Here is a 21,719-nt window from a genome sequence, read left to right as displayed (position 1 = left end):
GTCGGTTCTTCAAGCTTCTTCGTTTTGCAGAATGTTATATTTTCGTTACGACCTTGTCGACCAGGCCGTAGTTGACGGCTTCTTCAGCGCTCATGAAATAGTCGCGGTCCGTGTCTTTGTCGATCCGCTCAAGCGGCTGACCGCTGCGTTCGGCCAAAATTCCGTTCAGCTTCTCGCGCAGCTTGATGATCCGCTTCGCGCGAATCTCGATGTCGCTTGCCTGGCCTTCGGCTCCGCCGAGCGGCTGGTGGATCATCACTTCGCTGTTGGGCAGTGCGAAGCGCTTGCCTTTGGCTCCTGCAGCGAGCAGGAACGCGCCCATCGAGGCGGCCATGCCGACGCAAATGGTGGAAACGTCAGGTTTGATGAACTGCATCGTATCGTAAATCGCCATGCCGGCCGTAATCGAGCCGCCCGGGCTGTTGATGTACAGGCTGATGTGTTTATCCGGGTCTTGCGCGGCCAGGAACAGCATCTGCGCGATAATCGCATTGGCGACCGCGTCGTTCACGGGCGTACCGAGGAAAATGATGCGGTCCTTCAGAAGACGGGAGTAAATATCGTACCCGCGTTCGCCGCGAGCGTCCTGTTCGACTACCATTGGAATAAAACTCATGACCATAGCCTCCTTTGGAATTCCGGCAAGAAACCTAATTGCAGCTCCGAAATGATATGCTTACTCGCTATTATTTCCGGATTGTCCATCCGGTAAGCCCAGCCGCATACCATTTTACAGATCCGCCGTTCAAGTTTCGCCCGATTAATGGAATCAAGCGGATTCAACCCATATCGGGTATGTGTAAATTATAATAGCGCAAAATGGATCAAAGGTCAAGAAAGGTCAAATTATTTTTGAAGAAAATAACAGATACTTGCGACTCTGATCTGTCGTGTACCGCGATCTATATTGATAAATTAAAAAAACGCCCGAAGGGCGTTTTGTCGTTTGCATAGTATGACGCGCTCGCAAGGAATCGAACCTTGATCTCAGGCTCCGGAGGCCTACGTCATATCCATTGGACCACGAGCGCATATTGTGTTCGTCTTAGGCTGTTTTCAGACGCAAAATTGATTATATACAATGGGCCGGCAAATTGCAAGCTGTTCCGTATAAATTTTTTCGATGAAACATTTGACATCATCAAATTTTTACGTTTGAACAAGCTTCTGTCGGCTTGCATTTTCAGAAAAAGATGCATATAATAAAAATGAACTAGCGGGACCGAAAATGTATATGCGGGACCATAAAAGTCCCGATTGCATGCCGCGGTAATCGAAAGCGGGAGTGTGTCCGTAGTCGATGAGACTGATTTTGGATATTCAGAAGCGGCTGCTGCCGGATTTGACCGATGTATTGAAAAAAAGATATACGATTTTGCATCATATCTCTACGACCGGCGTGGTCGGCAGACGGGCTTTGGCCGCTCATCTGGAGCTGACGGAGCGCGTGCTCCGGTCCGAGGTCGATTTCCTCAAGGAGCAAGGCTTGCTCGTAACCGAGTCATCGGGAATGAAGCTGAGCGAAGCGGGCCGGAAGCTGCTTGCGGACATGGAGCCGATCGTAAGGGAACTGCTTGGGTTGTCGGAGCTTGAGGAAACGCTGCGCGAACGGTTCTCGCTGCGCCAGGTCATTATCGTACCGGGCGACTGCGATCAATCGGAGCTGGCGAAGAAGGAGCTTGGCCGTGCAGGCGCGACAGCGCTTCGCAAATACGCGTCCAAGGACGATGTCGTAGCTGTGGCGGGCGGTTCTACGCTTGCCGAAGTGGCGGATCATCTGACGGCCTCCGTACAAATGAAAGGCAATCTGTTCGTACCCGCCCGCGGCGGCTTGGGCGAGAGCGTGGAGCTTCAGGCGAACTCGATCGCATCCACGATGGCCAAGAAAACGGGAGGTCAGTACCGACTCCTTCACGTTCCCGATCATTTGGGCGAAGAAGCTTATGTATCTCTCATGCAGGATCCGAACATACTGGAAGTCGTCGAAGTCATTCGCAGCGCCCGGATCGTCGTCCACGGCATCGGGGACGCCATGGTGATGGCAAGACGAAGGAAGGTCGATCAGCAAACGATCGGCGAGCTTGTCGCGGAGGGTGCGCTTGCGGAAGCGTTCGGCTACTATTTCGACCGCAACGGCAAAGTCGTCCACAAAATGCCGACCGTCGGACTCCGGTTGGAGGATATCCAATCTACGGAAGTCGTCATCGCGGTAGCCGGCGGCAAAAGCAAAGGCGAAGCGATAGCGGCGGTTATGAAATTCGGCCACGAGGATGTGCTGGTGACCGATGAGGCGGCTGCGGCGGAGCTGATGAAGCTGGGTTAAAGGTTGTTATCTTGACGGGCTTCCGAGCTTGTCTTGACATAAAAGAGTCCACATGCTCAAGGAGGAATTACAAATGGTAAAAGTAGGTATTAACGGATTCGGACGGATCGGGCGGAACGTATTCCGCGCAGCGCTGAACAACGACAATGTAGAAATCGTCGCAATCAATGACTTGACGGACGTAAGCACGCTCGCTCACCTGTTGAAATATGATACGACTCATGGCCGCTTGAACGCAACGGTCGAAGCTGGCGAAGGCGCGCTGTTCGTAAACGGCAAAGAAATCAAAGTATTCGCAGAGCGCGACCCGGGCAACCTGCCATGGGCATCCGTAGGCGTAGAAATCGTAGTGGAATCGACCGGTATTTTCACGGCGAAGGAAAAAGCGGAAGCTCACCTGAAGGGCGGCGCGAAAAAAGTTATCATTTCCGCTCCGGCGACGAACGAAGACATCACGATCGTTATGGGCGTTAACGACGACCAATACGACCCGACCAAACATACGATTATTTCCAACGCTTCTTGTACGACGAACTGCTTGGCTCCTTTCGCCAAAGTATTGAACGACAAGTTCGGCATCGTCAAAGGCATGATGAGCACGATCCACTCCTACACGAACGACCAGCAAGTGCTCGACCTGCCGCATAAAGACTTGCGCCGTGCGCGCGCAGCCGCGGAGAACATCATCCCTTCGACGACGGGCGCAGCGAAAGCCGTATCCCTCGTACTGCCTGAGCTGAAAGGCAAATTGAACGGCATGGCATTCCGCGTACCGACTCCTAACGTATCGGTAACGGACCTCGTAGCCGAGCTGAAAGTGAACGTAACCGTTGACGAAGTGAACGTTGCCTTGAAGGAAGCAGCTAACGGCGCTTTGAAAGGCATCTTGTTCTACACGGAAGAGCCGCTCGTATCGAGCGATTTCAACGGAGACCCGGCTTCCTCGACGATCGATGCACTGTCCACGATGGTCGTAGGCGACAACCTCGTGAAAGTCGTATCGTGGTACGATAACGAGTGGGGCTACTCCAACCGCGTCGTAGACTTGGCCGGCTTCATCGCCAGCAAAGGCCTGTAATCGAATAGCACCCGGGGAGAGGAGAAGCGATTCTCCTCTTTCCCTGTGTGTACCGGCATACGTTATAATAGGAAAAGCTCAGTTTATGCTTACGATGCAAGCTTTTGCTGACGCAAAAGCTCTAAGGAGGATAACTATGAACAAAAAAAGCGTTCGAGACGTCGAAGTATCCGGCAAAAAGGTGTTTGTCCGCGTAGACTTCAACGTACCGCTCGAGAACGGTCAAATTACCGACGACACCCGCATCCGCGAGACGCTTCCGACGATCCGCTTCTTGGCGGATAAGGGAGCCAAAGTCATTTTGGCGAGCCATATGGGCCGTCCGAAGGGACAAGTCGTCGAAGAGCTCAGATTGACCCCGGCCGCCGCCCGGTTGTCCGAACTGCTCGGCAAGCCGGTTGCCAAAGCCGATGATTCGATCGGAGAAACGGTGAAAGCGCAAATCGCCAAGCTGAACGAAGGCGACGTGCTTCTCCTGGAGAACGTGCGCTTCCACGCAGGCGAAGAGAAGAACGATCCGGAGCTGGCCAAAGCGTTCGCCGAGCTTGCGGACCTGTACGTGAACGACGCTTTCGGCGCCGCTCACCGCGCTCACGCCTCGACGGAAGGCATCGCTCATCATTTGCCTGCCGTGTCCGGCTTGCTGATGGAGAAGGAACTGGAGGTGCTGGGCAAAGCGCTGCACAATCCGGAGCGTCCGTTCACCGCCATCGTGGGCGGCTCCAAAGTAAAGGACAAAATCGCCGTCATCGAGAATTTGCTTAACATCGCTGATAATCTGCTTATCGGAGGCGGCTTGTCTTATACGTTCCTGAAAGCGCAAGGGTACGAAATCGGCAAATCGCTCGTCGACAACGAGAAGCTTGACCTGACGCTCTCCTTCTTGAAGAAAGCGAAAGAAAAAGGCTGCAACCTGATGCTGCCGGTCGACATTGTCGTAGGGGACGATTTCAGCAACGATGCGAATACGAAGATCGTGCCGATCAACGAAATTCCGGCCGATTGGGAAGGCTTCGACATCGGACCGAAAACGCGCGAGCTGTACGCCGACGTCATCGCCAAATCGAAGCTGGTCGTCTGGAACGGACCGATGGGCGTATTCGAGCTGAACCCATACTTAAACGGAACGAAAGCGGTCGCGGAAGCTTGCGCCAAGACGGAAGGCTACACGGTCATCGGCGGCGGGGATTCCGCGGCGGCGGCCGAGAAATTCCACCTGGCCGACAAAATGGACCATATTTCCACGGGCGGCGGAGCATCGCTTGAATTTATGGAAGGCAAAGCGCTCCCGGGCGTCGTTGCTCTGAACGATAAGTAAAAGGTAACGGCCCTAACTTCTCCATCCCTATATGCGAACAAAGGAGCGATTCCGATGAGAACGCCGATTATTGCAGGCAACTGGAAAATGTTTAAAACCGTTAAAGAAGCGGTAGCTTTCGTGGAGGATGTTAAAGGCAAGGCAGAGGTGGACGGCGTAGAGAGCGTCATCTGTGCGCCGTATACGAATTTGCCGGCTTTGGTCGAAGCGGTAAGAGGCACAACGCTAAAGGTAGGGGCGCAAAATCTTCATTGGGAAGACAACGGCGCTTTCACCGGCGAGATCAGCGGCGTCATGCTGAAAGATTTGGGCGTACACTACGTCATTATCGGACACTCCGAGCGCCGCGCTTATTTCGCCGATACGGATGAGACGGTTAATAAAAAAGTACATGCCGCGTTCAAGCACGGCCTGCTGCCGATCGTCTGCGTAGGGGAAAGTCTGGAGGAGCGCGAAGCGGGCAAGACGAAGGACGTATGCCGCGTGCAAACGGAAGCCGCTTTGCAAGGATTGAGCGCCGAACAGGCGGCTCAAGTCGTCGTAGCCTACGAACCGATCTGGGCGATCGGAACGGGCAAAACGTCGACGGCCGACGATGCGAACGAAGTAATCGGCTTTATCCGCGAGCGGATTGCGGCCCAGTTCAATTCCGACGTCGCCGGCAAAGTGCGCATCCAATACGGCGGCAGCGTGAAGCCGAACAACATCCGCGAGTTCATGCAGCAGCCGGACATCGACGGCGCGCTTGTAGGCGGCGCCAGCCTAGAGCCGGCTTCCTACATTCAGCTTGTCGAGGGGGCGCGCTAAAATGTCCAGACCGAAACCGGTTGCGCTAATCATCATGGACGGCTTCGGCTTGCGCGGGGAGACGAGCGGCAACGCCGTCGCCCAGGCGAAGAAGCCGAATTACGACCGTTACTTGGCGACGTACCCGAACACGACGTTGACCGCTTGCGGCGAAGCCGTAGGGCTGCCGGAAGGCCAGATGGGCAACTCCGAGGTCGGCCATCTGAACATCGGTGCGGGACGTATCGTGTATCAGGACTTGACGCGCATATCCAAGTCGATCCGGGACGGGGAATTTTACGATAATGAGACGCTTCTCGGAGCGATTCGCCATGTGAAGGAAAAAGGGAAGAAGCTGCACCTGTACGGACTTTTGTCCGACGGCGGCGTGCACAGCCACATCGATCATCTGCTCGCACTGCTGGACTTGGCGAAGAAGGAAGGCTTGACCGAAGTGTTCATACACGCCTTCTTGGACGGACGTGACGTCGCCCCGGATAGCGCGAAAGGATACATCGAGCGGCTGCAAGCCCACATCGTGAAGGTCGGAGTCGGGCGAATCGCCACGGTACAAGGCCGTTATTATGCGATGGACCGTGACAAAAGATGGGAACGTACAGAGAAATCTTACCGTGCGATGGTATACGGGGACGGACCGCAGTACACCGATCCGATCCAAGCCGTAACCGATTCTTACGAGAAGTCCGTGTTTGACGAGTTCGTCATGCCTACGGTTATCGTTGATGCCCAGGGCAAGCCGGTCGGCTTGGTCGAATCGGAAGACGGCGTCGTGTTCTTCAACTTCCGTCCGGACCGGGCGATTCAGTTGTCCCAAGTGTTCACGAACGCCGATTTCCGTGGCTTCGACCGGGGACCGGGTGCTCCGCGCGACTTGTATTTCGTCTGCTTGACGCTGTTCAGCGAAACCGTCGGGGGCTTCGTTGCGTATAAACCGAAGGATCTCGACAATACGCTCGGCGAAGTACTCGTCCAGAACAACATGAAGCAGCTTCGCATCGCCGAGACGGAGAAATATCCGCACGTGACGTTCTTTTTCAGCGGCGGCCGCGACGTCGAGCTTCCGGGAGAGACTCGTATCCTGATCCCTTCGCCGAAGGTGGCCACGTACGATCTGCAGCCGGAAATGAGCGCATACGAGGTAGCGGCGGCAGCAGTGAAGGAAATCGAGGCGGACAAGCACGACGCGATCATCCTGAACTTCGCCAACCCGGATATGGTAGGGCACTCCGGCATGCTGGAGCCTACGATCAAGGCGGTCGAAGCGACGGACGAATGCATGGGCCAAGTGGTGGAAGCGGTGCTCGCCAAAGGCGGCGTCGCGATCATTACGGCCGACCACGGCAACGCCGACATGGTTTTTAACGAGAATGGCCGTCCGTTTACCGCGCATACGACGAATCCGGTCCCTTTCATTGTAACGGACAAATCTGTTACACTAAGAAACGACGGAATTTTGGCCGATATCGCACCGACGATTCTCGATCTGCTGCAGGTGGCCAAGCCGGTGCAGATGACCGGGGCGACGATGATCGTTTCCAAGTAAGAAGCTTCTTTTTGGTCTGCCTCATTTGCGGACAGCATATTTTATTCAGGTGAAGGAGTGTTCAACGAACCATGACTATTATTTCCGACGTTTACGCACGCGAAGTGCTCGATTCCCGCGGCAACCCGACTGTAGAAGTCGAAGTATTCCTCGAATCCGGTGCGAAAGGCCATGCTATCGTTCCATCCGGCGCTTCGACCGGCGCTTACGAAGCCGTTGAGCTTCGCGACGGCGACAAAGGCCGTTACCTCGGCAAAGGCGTTATCAAAGCGGTAGAAAACGTGAATTCTATCATCGCTCCGGAAATTATCGGACTCGACGCTTTGGACCAAGTTGCCATCGACAACAAAATGCTCGCTCTGGACGGAACGCCGAACAAAGCGAAGCTTGGCGCCAACGCCATTCTTGCCGTATCAATGGCCGTTGCCCGCGCGGCAGCTGACGCCTTGAACGTGCCTTTGTATACTTACTTGGGCGGCTTCAACTCGAAGCAGCTTCCGGTTCCGATGATGAACATCATCAACGGCGGTGCTCATGCGGACAACAACGTAGACGTGCAAGAGTTCATGGTTTTGCCGGTAGGGGCATCTTCCTTCAAAGAAGCTCTTCGCTGGGGCACGGAAATTTTCCATAACCTGAAAGCCGTACTGAAAGACAAAGGCTTGAATACGGCAGTAGGCGACGAAGGCGGCTTCGCGCCGAACTTGAGCTCCAACGAAGAAGCGATCCAAACGATCATCTCCGCGATCGAGCGTGCGGGCTACAAGCCGGGCGTCGACGTATTCCTCGGCATGGACGTCGCTTCCACCGAGTTTTACAAGGACGGCAAATACCACCTCGAAGGCGAAGGCAAAACGTATACGTCCGAAGAGTTCGTAAACTTCCTCGCTTCCTGGGTTGACAAATATCCGATCATCACGATCGAAGACGGCTGCGCCGAAGACGACTGGGCTGGCTGGAAGCTGCTCACCGAGAAGCTCGGCGGCAAAGTTCAGCTCGTCGGCGACGACCTGTTCGTAACGAACACGAGCCGTTTGTCCCAAGGCATCGAGCAAAACATCGGAAACTCGATTCTCGTCAAAGTAAACCAAATCGGCACACTGACGGAAACGTTCGACGCGATCGAAATGGCGCAACGCGCCGGCTACACGGCTGTGATTTCCCACCGTTCGGGCGAAAGCGAAGACAGCACGATCGCCGACATCGCCGTAGCAACGAATGCGGGTCAAATCAAAACGGGTGCACCGTCCCGTACGGACCGCGTAGCGAAGTACAACCAATTGCTCCGCATCGAAGACCAATTGGGAAGCACGGCGAAATATTTGGGCCGCGCCTCGTTCTATAACCTGAAAAACTTCAAATAAGCACGGATAAGGAGGGGATTCCCGTGAGTCGATGGATGACAACGATTTTGTTTTTGGTAGGGTCCGCCATTTTGACGCACTGGATCCCCTTCTCTTCTTTTTTCCGCAATGTGGACACGATGGTTCATGAATTGGGCCATGCGGTTACGACGCTGCTGCTGTCCGGCAAAGTTCTCTATATTCAGCTATACTCGAATCATAGCGGGGTTACGTATTCCTTTATCGAGCGCGGCTGGAAGACGATTCCGCTCGGCTTGTCCGGTTATATTACCGCTTCGCTGTTTGCCGCTTTTCTGTTCACAATGTACGGCAAAGGCAAATTGACCGTCGGTTATGCGGCTATGACGCTGCTGGCCGTATTGTCGCTCGCTTTTTTCGTCAACAACACGTTTGGCGTCTTGTGGCTTATCGGCTTCATTATCGTCAACGGCATCGCCATGTTTCTTCCTTTCGAATCGATTCGCAAATTTTATTATTTGCTCGTTTCCTTTATTTGCCTCGAAGAGTCGGTCATGGGACCGATCAATTTGATCGTACTGTCGCTGTCGGGACCCGGCCGGGCAGGCGATGCAACGGGTTTAAGCCGTTCCACGGGAGTTCCCGCTATCGTATGGGCTATATTATTTCTGTTTATAGCGCTGCTCTGCGCCAGAAAAGCGATCGCTTCCTTCATCGGGAAGAGCCGGTCCGGAAGAGCGCGCTCCTCACGGTGGGAAAGCCAGGCTTGAACGGGGAGAACCGGCAGAATTTGCCTCGTCGTCTCTATCCTTGTAATTGGACGTTCGATGTGGTATATTTATATTTGCTTTGTACTATGGCTTCTGAACATGTTGATCGCGGATCATACACGTAGATACATAAGGCATTCGAACAGGAGGTGGATCAGATGGAAATCTTCTTGAAAATTTTGCTGGTCATTGCGTCGATCGGGCTGATCGCCGTTGTGCTTCTGCAAAAAGGAAAGAGCGCGGGACTCTCGGGCGCCATCTCCGGCGGTGCGGAACATTTATTCGGCAAGCAGAAGGCGCGCGGTCTGGAGCTGCTTCTTTCCAGGGTGACGGTCGGATTTGCGGTATCGTTCTTCCTGTTGTCCCTTATCGTCGCATACGTTGTGAAATCTTAAAGATCGAAACGAACGCAGCAGGGGTGCAAGTGCTCCTGCTGCTTTTTTAGTTGTTGGAAGCTGGAGTAACATGCGGACGGGTTCCATTCGTGCAGCACTTCCATTTATGGGTAATGATTTGTAAGGGCTTAAACTTACAATTGAAGCTCTTTGAGGGGGTTGAGCGTTTCGAAAACGTCAATACTAAGCAGAGAGAACTTATTTTCTAATGAGACAGGTGAACATTGATGATTACAAAAGAAGAGTTGCTCGATTTCATGCGCGAGAAGGCGTACAAGCCGATGACGTACCAGGAGCTCGAGAAAAATTTCGACATCGGCGACGCGGAGTCGTTCAAGCAATTTCTGAAAATGCTGAATCAGCTGGAGGACGCCGGAGAAATTATACGGACCCGTACGGAGCGCTATGGAGTGCCGGAGCGGATGAATTTGATCAAGGGCAAGCTGCAGGGGCATGCGAAAGGCTTCGGCTTCCTGCTGCCGGATGATAAAGATCATCCGGACATTTACATTCACGCCAACGATATGAACGGCGCCATGAACGGAGATATCATACTTGCGCGTATTACGTCGAAGAGTGCGGCCGGAGGCAAGCTCGAGGGCGAAGTCGTCCGAGTGGTTACCCGGGCGGTGACGCAAGTCGTCGGTACGTTCCAAAGCTTCGAGAGCTACGCTTTCGTCATTGCGGACGACAAACGGATTACGAAAGATATTTTTATTCCGAAGGATGCTTTCCAAGGGGCCGTAACCGGACAGAAGGTTGTAGTCGATATCGTTCAATATCCGGAAGGACGCGCAGCGGCCGAAGGACGGGTGGTCGAGATTTTGGGCCATAAGGACGATCCCGGCGTGGACATCTTGTCCATCATCCGCAAGTACCAGCTGCCGGAAGCATTTCCGGAGGAAGTGATGGCCGAAGCCGAACAAGTACCGGATTCCATCGGCGAAGAAGAGCTTCAAGGGCGCAGAGATTTGCGGGGAAAACGGATCGTGACGATCGACGGCGAGGATGCCAAAGATTTGGACGATGCGGTGAACGTGGAGCAGCTGCCGAACGGTAACTACGTGCTTGGCGTTCATATAGCCGACGTAAGCTATTATGTGCGGGAAAATTCAGAGCTCGATCGTGAAGCCTATAACCGCGGAAGCAGCGTCTATTTGGTCGACCGGGTTATTCCGATGCTGCCCCATCGTTTATCCAACGGGATATGCAGCTTGAATCCGAAGGTGGACCGGCTGACGATGTCGTGCGAGATGGAATTCGACGGCAACGTCAACCTCGTTCGCCACGATATTTTCACGAGCGTCATCAAGACGACGGAGCGGATGACTTATACGAACGTCCGTAAAATATTGCGCGGCGAAGATGAAGAGGTAACGGAGCGCTACAAGGATCTGGTCGATTTCTTCAAGCTGATGGAAGAACTGGCGATGAAGCTGCGCAACCGGAGAATGCAGCGCGGCGCGATCGACTTCGATTTCCAAGAGTCGAAAATACTTGTAGACGAGAACGGCAAGCCGACCGATATCGTCAAGCGGGAACGGTCCATTGCGGAACAAATTATCGAAGAATTCATGCTGGCGGCCAACGAGACGGTAGCGGAACATTTCCATTGGATGAAAGTGCCGTTCTTGTACCGGATTCACGAAAACCCGGACGGCGACAAGCTGCAGCATTTCATGGAGTTTATTACGAATTTCGGCTATGTGGTGAAAGGGAAGGGGAACTCCGTTCATCCCCGCGCGCTGCAGACGCTTTTGGAGGAAATTCGTGGCACGAAGGAAGAGACGATCATCAGTACGGTCATGCTCCGTTCGATGAAGCAGGCGCGGTATGATGCGAACAGCTTGGGCCATTTCGGCTTGGCCGCGGAGTTTTATTCGCACTTCACTTCGCCGATCCGGCGTTACCCGGATTTGATCATACACCGCGTCATCCGCGAAGTGCTGGAGAGCGGCTCGCTGACCGATAAGCGGCACGAATATTTGACCGCTCGGATGGACGATATCGCAAGGCAGTCGTCCGAGCGTGAGCGGCTTGCGGTAGATGCAGAGCGGGATACGGAAGCTTTGAAGAAAGCCGAGTATATGCTTGATAAAGTGGGCGAAGAGTTCGAAGGCATGATCAGCAGCGTAACGAACTTCGGCATATTCGTCGAATTGGAGAACACGGTAGAGGGTCTAATCCGGCTAAGCGATCTGCACGACGATTACTACCATTACCATGAAATGCAGCATGCGCTGATCGGGGAGCGGACGTCCAAAATATACCGGATCGGCGACGATGTCAAAGTACGCGTTGCTCGCGTGAATATGGATGAGCACAACATCGATTTCGAGATGGTGGATGCGCAGCCGCGCCAGCAAAAAGTTAGCTTCGTCGATGGCAATCGCGGAAAGCGCGGCAAGCCGGGCGACGAAGGCCGGGATCGGGAGCGAGGCCGCGGCAAAGGCGGAGTGGACGCTTGGGGCTTCAGCCGCAGCGGCAAAGCCGGCGGTACAGGCAAGCGCAGCGAGCGCGGAGCGGCAGCGGGTGAAGGTAACCGAGCCGGTGGAGATAACGGCGGTGGCGAGTGGACGAACGTGCGGCCGGAACGAAGCGGGACCGGCGCTGGAGGCGGACGCGGAGGTCGCGGGCGCAGCGGAGCCGGGGGCAGTCCGCGCGGAAGCGGTGGCGGCAGCCGAGCGGGGACGGAAGGCGGCGGAGCGCGTGGCGGCAAGCGGCCGGGAGGCTTCGGCGCATCGCGCAAGCCGAAGAACGGCGGCGTGAAAGGCGGCGCGCTGGCAGGAGCGAAGAAGCGCGGGAAAAAATAACTATAGCGGTAGGCTCGCATTGATTTTGACCGTTGAAGTTGATACAATTAACTCCTAGCGTTGTAAGAACGGCAGCGGACGGCCCGCCTGGGTCGTCCGTTCCTTCTAGCGAAAGGAGGGAACCGGATTGAGCAAGAAAAGCGACGGCAAGCTGCTCGCGCAGAACAAGAAAGCGTCTCACGACTACTTCGTCGAGGATACGTATGAAGCGGGTCTTGTATTGACCGGAACGGAAATCAAGTCGCTTCGGGGCGGCCGTGCCAACATTTCAGACGCGTTCTGTACGATTCGGAATGGCGAAGCGTTCGTCAACAACATGCATATCAGCCCGTTCGCGCAGGGAAACCGCAGCAATCCGTCGGACCCTACCCGAGCGAGGAAGCTGCTGCTGAAGAAGGAACAGATTCACAAGCTGCTCGGCTTGGCCAAGCAGCAGGGCTATACGATCGTGCCGCTCAAGGTGTATATCCGCAATGGCTACGCCAAGCTGCTGATCGGTATCGCCAAAGGCAAGAAGCAATACGACAAGCGCGAAAGCGACGCCAAGCGCGATGCGCAGCGCGACATCCAGCGCGCTCTTCGCGAGAAGCAGAAGGTCGCGCGGTAGCAAGTGAGTCGATAGTTTCCATGGCAAGACTGCCAAGGTGCACTATCGCTTCCATCAAGAAGCCGTCGCACGAATCGGGAATTGTGTTATAATAAGTTTACAGCGATACATTGCGCTGTCGGTTCCGGCTCCGTAAGCCGCTTAGCGAAGCACCTCGTTCCAGATGACGAGACTTCCGATCTCGGGGGCGTTTTTGGATTCGACGGGGATAGTTCGAGCATGAGTAGCGGGTAGTGGGGCTGCGTCCACTTCATCAACGCGAACGCCAATTAACTGGCAAACAACAACCAAAACTCGCTTTCGCAGCTTAATAACCTGTGACGCGGCTTCTACCCTGCATCGCCCATGTGCCGGGATAGGGGCTCAACCTTAGTGGGATACGCTGTCTAGTCTCCGCCTGGGGCTAGCTGAAGAAGACAATCAGGCTGACCCAAAGGGTAGTCGGTTACAGGACGACTCTAGGGTGACATCAAAGCTGTAACTACACCCGTAGAAGCTGGTGTGGCGTTATCTTCGGACAGGGGTTCGACTCCCCTCGCCTCCATAGCATGCAGAGCACCCGAAAGGGTGCTTTTTGCATGCTATGGAGCAAGGAGGAGAACCCCTGTGCGAAGAAGGACATTGGGGGCGATCGCGCGGACTGGAGCGAAGCGAAGGGAGCACGCAATCGAAATCTACCGCTGCGATCTGCATCGTCGAATAAACTTCGTCAGAAAATTTAATCGAGATTGTCGATACTCCCCTCGACTCCATACTAGTACGAAAAGGCACTGACCGTAACCTTGGTCAGTGCCTTTATTCGTATACAAGGAGGCTCGGGAGGAGAACCCCTGTGCGAAGGAGGGCATTGGGGTCGATCGCGCGGACCGTAGCGAAGCGTAGGGAGCGCGCAATAGAAATCTACCGCTGCGATCTGCATCGTAGAGTGGCTTAGGCAGGAAGTTTAATCTGGATTGTCGATACTCCCATCGCCTACACCAAAAGAAAAAGGACCCTTAGCGGTGTTCTGTTTCTTTTGGTGTACGAATATGTGGAGGCAAACCCTGCAGAGGGTTCAGTCCCGCGCGCAGGGAGCATAGCGAACGAACGCGGCATCGAATGCTAATATCATCATCGGCGAGTAAGCTCCGAAATTAAATCAAGATATCAATACTCCCCTCGCCCCCACAATGTAAATCCGCATCAGCATTAGGTTGTGTTCTAATTTGATGTTATTATAGGGTACAGTAAGAAAGCTATAGGAAAATATTGTAGATAAATGATTTATCCGGTACAATAGTCCTATAAATTTTCAGGGAGTGTGGCTATATTGACAACAGCTTTAAAGGTTGAGTATCTGGTTATCGTGGATACAAAAAATTCATTTTGCTCAAATGAGGCAGCCTTTAATAACCTGCTAAAGGCCAATTCCGACATAGATATTAGAAATCGAAAGCTTAAACATAAAAAACTTGAAGTAGATTATGAAGTGCAAACGGACCAGTTGAAAGATAAAAATGAACGGTTTTTCCATGTTAGGTTCTCATGTGCAGATTACGAAAGGACTTCAGAGTTTGAACAGTTATTGAAAGCAGTCAGAGATCTATTACATAAAGCAAGCATAAGGCATCCCCAGACTTTGTGGGACGATGTCAGTTTCTTCTATTCAAGTAAAGCGTATCCTTTCATTTATCAAATAGAAAATCTAATGAGAAAATTAATAACTAAATTTATGCTTACAAATGTAGGTTTAGAGTGGACAAAAGATTCAGTACCTGAAGAGGTAAAAAACTCTGTGAGGATGGATAAAAAGGAAGAAAGTCCTGACTATTTATATCAGACTGATTTTATTCAGCTTGCAAACTTTCTTTTTAAAGAATATTCTCCATTCCCTCCATCAACTTTAATAGATAAAATAAGCAAAATAGAAAAGGTAGAGGATTTATCATTAGATGATTTAACCAAATATGTACCTAGATCAAATTGGGACAGATACTTTTCCAAAATAGTAGACTGTGATCATACATTTTTGAAAAACAGATGGGAAACTTTATATAAACTTAGATGTAAAATTGCACATAATAATTCAATTACAAAATTTGAGTATGACCAGATTGAGAAATTATACGATGAGTTAAAGGATAAACTTAATAAGGCGATTGATAGTTTAGATAAAATTGTAATATCAGCAGAAGAAAAGGATATAGTGGCGGAAAATGTAATTTCGAGTAAAAATGATTTATTTTTTAAATTTGTTTCTCATTATAAAAAGCTAGAATTCGCTTTAGCTAGAACTGCGATTTCTCAAAATCTTTATTCGGAGCATGATTTTTTGAAGAAAAGATTTAACGTGGCGTATTTAACTAAGACCTTAGTTGAAAAGAAAGTGATTGATGAGAATTTAGGAAATGAGATTGATAATTTAAGTAAATTAAGAAATTATATAGTGCATAGTTCTACTGTTTTATTGAATCAAGATCAAATAAATATTTTGACCGCGGCATTAGTCAACATAATATATAAATTAGAATCAATTACGGATATAGAGCATCTCGAAATGCAGCAAGGGCTTTCCGAAGAAGATTTAACAAAAAATGAAATAATCGAACAAGAGAATAATATTAACTAAAGTGTACTACTATTATAGCATTGAATTAATATTAAGTTGGATAGGAAGAGCTATGTTCGAATTAATCAATTCTCATTATCATGCTAAGTAGAATGGAGTTTTTACATAGGAAATGGTTTTACCTCTACCAACCTATCAGATGGAGCACCGCAACCTGCTCTCGTGCTTCTAACTCGCATTGCCTATGTGCAAAGATAGGGGTTCACCTCTAGTGTAATGCTCCCCCTAAGACACGATTTTTGAGGAATAAGTTATGTCCTCCTTCTCGTGGGCCTAGTGTTTTTGGATGCGATTTTTTCAACAGTGTGGGCGTAAAATTGGTCGGGCTTCGCTTCATTAAGAGATTGGTGCGGGCGTTCCTGGTTATAAAAATTGGACATAACGAGCTAACCCTTTGCGTAACGTGCGAGGGTCTTCGAATTCATTCAAATAGATGCACTCATATTTGAGCGAGCGGAAATAGAGTTCTATGCGACTGTGATCCGCCGCTCGGCCCTTACCATCCATCGATACCTTGACTCTTTGGCTGGTCGATTGGGATGGTGATGTTCCAAGAAAATTAAGAAAGACTGACTATTACAGAAAACGACTCAGGTTTATTCAAGCCACTTCCCCAAACAACCGAATCATCAAGTAGCGGCGAATTGTGGTCTTACACAGGCACGGTTCGCCTCCATACCAAACAAGAGCACCCTTAGAGTGCTTTTTTGTCTGGTACTGGGAGAAGGGGAGAGAGGCCCTGTTCGAAGGACATTGGGGTCGATCGCGCGGACTGGAGCGAAGCGGAGGGAGCGCGCAATCGAAATCAACCGCTGCGATCTGCAAAGGGAACAAACTTGAACAGTTTAGTGCCGTCATTCCTGTAAACCGCTTCCGTACAGCGCCTTGATCTAATCGACAAGATGGTCATTCTATGATATGGTAGAAGCATCCCATAGGCATTCTACTCTTCGGAGTGGAGTGCCTTCGTGCATACTTACGGGGATTTTACATTAAATGTATCCGATTGGATGTGGAGGTGGTGATGCTATGTTTCTCTTCGTAGCCCCGTCAGGGGTAGATTGTTTGTCTATGAAAAGTACTCAAAAATCGTACAATGAGGAGCGAGCATAGCATGACCACTACTTATTTTCAAGCGGAGCCCCGCATGCGATTACATTCATCCGGACTTCGGGATTTGCGCAAATCCGGACGTCTGCCTGGCATTGTCTTCGGTAAACATGCGGAGAATGAGATGATTCATATTTCAACGGCACAGTTTCAAAGATGGTTGAAGCAAGGCGCAGCCGGTTTTATCGAGCTGCAATTTGAAGGGAAAGATCCACTCACCGTACTGCTGGAGGATATCCAGCGTGACTCGGTTACACGTGATTTGCTGCATGTCGATTTTCAGCAGGTGCAGACGAACGAAATTGTGCGTACAAAAATTCCGGTCAAGTTCTATGGCACACCGATCGGCACGAAACAAGGCGGGGTTGTGCAAATCCAGCGTGCATTTATCGAGGTGGAGGCATTACCGAGATATTTGCCGACTGAGGTTGAATTTGACATCGGCGGTATGGATGTCGGAGAAGCGTTGTATGTAAAAGATGCGAAGTTTACGTCAGAGGTTACGGTCATTTCAGAGGATAATGAGTTTCTTCTCTCGGTCGTTAAACCTTAACTTCACCCATTCGTGTAAGGAGAATATTGTGCTTGCAGCGTGCCTGCAGGCACGATATTTTGTCCAGCTTGGCTCATAGCTGGCGTTATTCCTATGCGCTTTAGGCGGTTTCTTTGTATAACCAGTGGCGGCCGAAGAGAGGTTACTGGAAACATATTCAATTATGATGGGGGTAATTAACTTGGACAAGATTAAAGTAGGCATAGTGGGTTACGGAAATTTGGGCCGTGGCGTTGAATCGGCCATTCGGCAAAATCCGGATATGGAGCTTGCAGCGATTTTTACTAGACGTCAACCCGAAAGCATGCCTTCAACTGCAAAAATGGTACATATGTCTGAAATCGATAATTATATAGGGAAAATCGATGTAATGATATTATGCGGCGGTTCGGCAACGGATTTACCGGAGCAAGGCCCGTCTATCGCCTCCATGTTCCATACCGTGGACAGCTTTGACAGGCACGCTAAAATCAATGAATATTTTGATTCGGTAGATGCTTCGGCAAAGAAAAGCGGACATGCCAGTGTAATTTCAACGGGATGGGACCCGGGACTGTTTTCGCTAAACCGTTTGCTGGCTGAAGCCGTATTACCTGAAGGAAAGGAATATACGTTCTGGGGCAAAGGGGTGAGTCAAGGGCATTCGGATGCGATTCGTCGAATTCAAGGCGTAAACAACGCGGTGCAGTATACGGTTCCTAATGAGGAAGCGGTTAACCTGGTAAGAAAGGGAGAGAATCCGGTATTGTCCGCAAGAGATAAGCACCTGAGAGAATGCTTCGTTGTAGCGGAGCCTGGTGAAGATCTGTCTCGCATCGAAAAAGAGATTACAACGATGCCGGACTATTTTGCCGATTACGAAACTCAAGTCCATTTTATTAGTGCCGAAGAATTGCGGGAGAAACATTCTTTAATGCCTCACGGAGGACTTGTTCTTAGAAGCGGGATAACAGGAGCCGATAGCAAGCAAATTATAGAATTTGGACTTAATCTGGCCAGCAACCCTGAATTTACCGGCAGTGTACTGGTCGCTTATGCTAGAGCAATCAGCAGATTTGCGAAGGAAGGCTTTGTAGGGGCGAAAACGGTATTCGACATTCCTTTTGGGTACTTGTCTCCCAAATCGGCCGAACAACTAAGAAGAGAGTTGTTATAACGTTCTCAAGTCTCGTAAAAAGGGAAATTATCCATTCCCCATCCTGAAGGCGAGTGACTTCATCTTGTTGAAGACGGTCTACGCGCTTTTTCCCGAAGGTCGTCCACGCAAAAGAACCTGATAGAAACCGGCTCATCGTATATGGGGTGAGCTTCCATGGCTGAAACATCGGGTAGCAAGGTCTGCCATAACATCGAGCATATGGTTCCAGAAGATTACGATACTCCCCTCGACTCCATATGCCAAATCCACAAAAACGGAAAGAAGCTTTGCCACTGGAGTTCGGTGGCAGGCTCTTTTCGTTTTGAAAATTCAGATTGAAGTAACCCAAAATATGCAATCTACCGCTAAGGTTGTGTCCTCGTCGAATATGCTTCGGCAGGCAACCGGACAGATCCAGTAGCTTATGGAACGCGCTTTGGTTTTTTGCTACATTTGGCTCGATTGCAAGCGATGGTTACACTTGTGCAATAATGTCATAAAGCGCGTCGGTGCTTTTCAAGTATTAATCACACTTCACACTTCCTATATAAATCCATTGGACAAAGGGTGCATCGACCAACCATGTACGATTATCAGGCTTCCATGCACCACAAGCTGATTATTATCGGCGCAGGCGCATCAGGACTCATGGCTGCCGTTACTGCGCGGGACCTGGGTATCGATACCGCCATACTGGAGAGTAACGACCGGATTGGAAAGAAGATCTCAATGACAGGCGACGGCCGCTGCAATATTACGAACGAATCCACTGCGACGGGTACGGACGAAGCGGTGGCTTTATCGCGCAAGTATCACAGCAGTCAGGCTGAATTTCCCCTGCCTGTGCTGCAGCAATTCGGCATCCGTCAGACCATTGATTTCTTCAATGTGCTCGGCCTTCCACTTACAAGATTGAAAGAGGGCTTCATGTATCCAATGTCGCTGCAGGCTGCATCCGTGTTGGATATTTTCGAGCTCGCGCTAGAGGATCGGAACGTTCCGGTATACCTCAACAACAAAGTGCTGGATGTTACCGTATCGAAGGATCCTCCGCGATTCAAGATTACATGCCGAACCGAGACAGAGGAGCAGGTTGTCTATACCAGCGAATACCTGTTTCTATGTACGGGCGGTCTTACCGGCCCGAATGCGGGAACGGATGGGTCCGGGTATGCGCTGGCCCAGCGCATGGGGCACACCTTGATCGAGCCGGTGCCGGCCATCGTGCAATTGAAGGTGCAATATCCGCATCTGAAGGCGCTGTCCGGCATCAAACTTCAGGGACGAGCCCACATCCTCGTGAACGGCGAAGTCGTCCGCAGCGAAACCGGCGAAATTCATTTCGCCGAATACGGCCTCTCCGGCCCGCCGATTCTCCAGCTCGGCCGAAAGGCTGCCGTTCATCTCGCGAGAGGGGATTCCGTGACCGTATCCGTCGATTTGATGCCGGGCCGTACGGAGGAGGAGGTTATCGAATTTCTGGAGATGAACTGGGGAACGTTCGCACACCGGACGGTCGCGGAATCCTTCATCGGGTTTTTACACAAGAAGCTGATCCCCGTCCTGCTGAAGGAAGCGGGAATCGGTCATGAGCCGAACCTGCTTTGCCAGGATCTCTCGTGGAAAACAAAAGGGATCTTTTATAAGATATTGAAGCGTTGGGACTTTAAAGTGACCGATACCCATAGCTTCGAGAACGCGCAAGCGACGGCCGGCGGCATCGCTACGAAAGAACTCGTCGCGAATACGTTGGAATCCAAGCTCGTGCCTGGGCTCTATTTGGCCGGCGAGGTGATGGATGTCGACGGCGACTTCGGCGGCTATAACCTGCAATGGGCCTGGAGCTCCGGCTATTCGGCCGCGATGGCGCTCGGTAAACACATTTTCAAATGAAACCATTGGAAAAAGGAATGCCAAATATGTATGAGTCTCAGACTTCTAAGCACCACAAGCTGTTCATTATTGGTGCAGGCGCTTCAGGTCTTATGGCCGCCGTTACTGCACGAGACCTAGGGATCGATACCGCGATCATTGAAAGCAACGACCGGGTCGGAAAGAAGGTACTAACGACCGGCAATGGACGTTGCAACATTACGAACGAATCCACTGCGACGGGTACGGACGAAGCGGTCGCTTTATCGCGAAAATATCACAGCAATCAAACGGAATTTCCGCTGCCTGTGCTGCAGCAATTCGGCGTCCGGCAAACCGTCGATTTCTTCAATACGCTCGGCCTTCCGCTGATCGCCGTGGAGAATGGCCGGATGTATCCGATGTCGCTGCAAGCTGCATCGGTGTTGGATATTTTCCGAATTGCGCTGGAGGATCGGAATGTTCCGATATACTTCAAGACCAAAGTATTGGACGTTACCGTGTCGAGGGAACATCCGCGATTCACGATTCTGTGCCAGACGGAGACAGAGGGACAGGTCGTATATACCAGCGATTACATCTTCCTCTGTACCGGCGGTCTTACCGCTCCAAAAACAGGAACGGATGGCTCCGGTTACACGCTTGCCCAGCGACTGGGACACACCCTGATCGATCCTGTGCCCGGGATCGTGCAATTGAAGCTGGAATATCCGTATCTGAAGGAGCTGTCCGGCGTCAAATTCGAGGGACTGGGCCATATCATCGTAAACGGCGAAGTCATCCGCAGCGAATACGGGGAAATTTTGTTTACGGACTACGGCGCCTCCGGCCCGCCGATTCTCCAGTTAAGCCGGAAGGCTGCGTATCAACTCGCAAGAGGAGAAACGGTGACCTTATCGCTTGATATGATGCCGGACCGCACGGAGGTAGAAGTCGTCGATTTTCTGGATACGCACTGGGGGACGTTCGGACACCGGACGGTTGCGGCCTCCTTGATCGGTATCTTAAACAAGAAGCTGATCCCGGTCCTGCTGAAAGAAGCGGGAATCGATCAAGAGCCGAACCTGCTATGTCAGGATCTATCGTGGAAAACCAAGAAAATCTTGTATCGACTCATGAAGCGTTGGGAATTTATCGTGACCGATACCAATGGCTTCACGAATGCACAAACGACGGCCGGCGGCATCGATACGAAGGAGCTAAAAGAAGGAACGCTGGAATCGAAGCTAGTACCTGGGCTCTATTTGGCCGGCGAGGTGATGGATGTGGATGGGGATTGCGGCGGCTATAACCTGCAATGGGCCTGGAGCTCCGGCTATTCCGCCGCGATGGCGCTTGCTGATCACCTTGCCGGCACCACGTAAGGAAATTGATGGTTGTCCACTCCCGGCACGCCGGGAATAGACGGCGGCGAATTGTGGTTTTGCTAAGCTAAATTATTAATCATTCCAGTTTTGGAATG

The 21,719-nt window shown here is 51.5% G+C and carries 16 protein-coding genes, 1 tRNA gene and 1 other RNA gene; 16 read left to right on the top strand and 2 right to left on the bottom strand.

Going from position 1 to position 21,719, the window contains the following annotated elements:
• Positions 1-34 precede the first annotated feature (34 nt).
• Positions 35-616, bottom strand: a complete 582-nt coding sequence (clpP, locus tag FE783_RS09825; protein WP_138879153.1) for an ATP-dependent Clp endopeptidase proteolytic subunit ClpP — start codon at positions 614-616, stop codon at positions 35-37.
• A gap of 343 nt (positions 617-959) precedes the next feature.
• Positions 960-1,031: transfer RNA gene (locus FE783_RS09820), tRNA-Arg, on the bottom strand.
• Between the two features lie 269 nt (positions 1,032-1,300).
• On the opposite strand from FE783_RS09820, the gene FE783_RS09815 reads away from it, so the two are divergent.
• The 16 genes from FE783_RS09815 to FE783_RS09735 all read left to right on the top strand — a co-directional run bounded on the left by FE783_RS09815 (position 1,301) and on the right by FE783_RS09735 (position 21,621).
• Positions 1,301-2,323 (top strand): sugar-binding transcriptional regulator, encoded by a 1,023-nt coding sequence (locus tag FE783_RS09815; RefSeq protein ID WP_138879152.1) that lies wholly within the window; start codon positions 1,301-1,303, stop codon positions 2,321-2,323.
• A 73-nt stretch (positions 2,324-2,396) separates the two neighbouring features.
• Entirely contained in the window at positions 2,397-3,401 is a 1,005-nt protein-coding gene (gene gap, locus FE783_RS09810; RefSeq protein WP_138879151.1) for a type I glyceraldehyde-3-phosphate dehydrogenase, read from the top strand.
• A gap of 136 nt (positions 3,402-3,537) precedes the next feature.
• Positions 3,538-4,719, top strand: a complete 1,182-nt coding sequence (locus FE783_RS09805; protein WP_138879150.1) for a phosphoglycerate kinase — start codon at positions 3,538-3,540, stop codon at positions 4,717-4,719.
• A 54-nt stretch (positions 4,720-4,773) separates the two neighbouring features.
• Positions 4,774-5,526: a triose-phosphate isomerase gene (gene tpiA, locus FE783_RS09800; RefSeq protein ID WP_138879149.1), complete on the top strand. Its 753-nt coding sequence runs from the start codon at positions 4,774-4,776 to the stop codon at positions 5,524-5,526.
• A gap of 1 nt (position 5,527) precedes the next feature.
• The gene (gpmI, locus tag FE783_RS09795; protein WP_138879148.1) at positions 5,528-7,069 is read left to right on the top strand and encodes a 2,3-bisphosphoglycerate-independent phosphoglycerate mutase; all 1,542 of its coding nucleotides are present in this window, start codon (positions 5,528-5,530) and stop codon (positions 7,067-7,069) included.
• 71 nt (positions 7,070-7,140) lie between these two features.
• The gene (eno, locus tag FE783_RS09790; RefSeq protein WP_138879147.1) at positions 7,141-8,433 is read left to right on the top strand and encodes a phosphopyruvate hydratase; all 1,293 of its coding nucleotides are present in this window, start codon (positions 7,141-7,143) and stop codon (positions 8,431-8,433) included.
• A gap of 23 nt (positions 8,434-8,456) precedes the next feature.
• On the top strand, positions 8,457-9,161 hold the full coding sequence (locus FE783_RS09785) for a M50 family metallopeptidase (protein ID WP_138879146.1): 705 nt from the start codon (positions 8,457-8,459) through the stop codon (positions 9,159-9,161).
• Positions 9,162-9,319: 158 nt separating this feature from the next.
• The gene (gene secG / locus FE783_RS09780; RefSeq protein WP_138879145.1) at positions 9,320-9,556 is read left to right on the top strand and encodes a preprotein translocase subunit SecG; all 237 of its coding nucleotides are present in this window, start codon (positions 9,320-9,322) and stop codon (positions 9,554-9,556) included.
• 227 nt (positions 9,557-9,783) lie between these two features.
• The gene (rnr, locus tag FE783_RS09775; protein ID WP_138879144.1) at positions 9,784-12,369 is read left to right on the top strand and encodes a ribonuclease R; all 2,586 of its coding nucleotides are present in this window, start codon (positions 9,784-9,786) and stop codon (positions 12,367-12,369) included.
• Between the two features lie 127 nt (positions 12,370-12,496).
• A complete protein-coding gene (gene smpB / locus FE783_RS09770; protein WP_138879143.1) occupies positions 12,497-12,976 on the top strand; it encodes an SsrA-binding protein SmpB in 480 nt (159 codons plus the stop codon).
• Between the two features lie 183 nt (positions 12,977-13,159).
• Positions 13,160-13,523, top strand: a transfer-messenger RNA (tmRNA) gene (gene ssrA, locus FE783_RS09765).
• A gap of 762 nt (positions 13,524-14,285) precedes the next feature.
• Positions 14,286-15,584 (top strand): HEPN domain-containing protein, encoded by a 1,299-nt coding sequence (locus FE783_RS09760; RefSeq protein ID WP_138879142.1) that lies wholly within the window; start codon positions 14,286-14,288, stop codon positions 15,582-15,584.
• 1,114 nt (positions 15,585-16,698) lie between these two features.
• Entirely contained in the window at positions 16,699-17,247 is a 549-nt protein-coding gene (locus FE783_RS09750) for a 50S ribosomal protein L25 (protein ID WP_138879141.1), read from the top strand.
• Between the two features lie 181 nt (positions 17,248-17,428).
• On the top strand, positions 17,429-18,403 hold the full coding sequence (locus tag FE783_RS09745) for a diaminopimelate dehydrogenase (protein WP_138879140.1): 975 nt from the start codon (positions 17,429-17,431) through the stop codon (positions 18,401-18,403).
• 564 nt (positions 18,404-18,967) lie between these two features.
• Complete coding sequence (locus FE783_RS09740; protein WP_138879139.1) at positions 18,968-20,278, top strand: BaiN/RdsA family NAD(P)/FAD-dependent oxidoreductase; 1,311 nt, start codon at positions 18,968-18,970, stop codon at positions 20,276-20,278.
• Positions 20,279-20,304: 26 nt separating this feature from the next.
• Positions 20,305-21,621, top strand: coding sequence for a BaiN/RdsA family NAD(P)/FAD-dependent oxidoreductase (locus FE783_RS09735; RefSeq protein ID WP_138879138.1), 1,317 nt, complete (start codon positions 20,305-20,307; stop codon positions 21,619-21,621).
• The last annotated feature ends 98 nt before the right edge of the window (positions 21,622-21,719 follow it).

Source organism: Paenibacillus mesophilus (assembly GCF_005938385.1).
Classification (GTDB): domain Bacteria; phylum Bacillota; class Bacilli; order Paenibacillales; family NBRC-103111; genus Paenibacillus_AB; species Paenibacillus_AB mesophilus.
The sequence above is the reverse complement of the archived record's forward strand: the minus strand, read 5'-3'. Positions and strand labels throughout refer to the sequence as shown.

Bases quoted from the DNA above. Each gene is read 5' to 3' on its own strand.
- gpmI (WP_138879148.1), top strand. From the start codon at position 5,528: ATGTCCAGACCGAAACCGGTTGCGCTAATCATCATGGACGGCTTCGGC.
- FE783_RS09735 (WP_138879138.1), top strand. From the start codon at position 20,305: ATGTATGAGTCTCAGACTTCTAAGCACCACAAGCTGTTCATTATTGGT.
- eno (WP_138879147.1), top strand. From the start codon at position 7,141: ATGACTATTATTTCCGACGTTTACGCACGCGAAGTGCTCGATTCCCGC.
- rnr (WP_138879144.1), top strand. From the start codon at position 9,784: ATGATTACAAAAGAAGAGTTGCTCGATTTCATGCGCGAGAAGGCGTAC.
- tpiA (WP_138879149.1), top strand. From the start codon at position 4,774: ATGAGAACGCCGATTATTGCAGGCAACTGGAAAATGTTTAAAACCGTT.
- FE783_RS09815 (WP_138879152.1), top strand. From the start codon at position 1,301: ATGAGACTGATTTTGGATATTCAGAAGCGGCTGCTGCCGGATTTGACC.
- FE783_RS09805 (WP_138879150.1), top strand. From the start codon at position 3,538: ATGAACAAAAAAAGCGTTCGAGACGTCGAAGTATCCGGCAAAAAGGTG.
- FE783_RS09750 (WP_138879141.1), top strand. From the start codon at position 16,699: ATGACCACTACTTATTTTCAAGCGGAGCCCCGCATGCGATTACATTCA.
- gap (WP_138879151.1), top strand. From the start codon at position 2,397: ATGGTAAAAGTAGGTATTAACGGATTCGGACGGATCGGGCGGAACGTA.
- clpP (WP_138879153.1), bottom strand. From the start codon at position 616: ATGAGTTTTATTCCAATGGTAGTCGAACAGGACGCTCGCGGCGAACGC.
- secG (WP_138879145.1), top strand. From the start codon at position 9,320: ATGGAAATCTTCTTGAAAATTTTGCTGGTCATTGCGTCGATCGGGCTG.
- FE783_RS09740 (WP_138879139.1), top strand. From the start codon at position 18,968: ATGTACGATTATCAGGCTTCCATGCACCACAAGCTGATTATTATCGGC.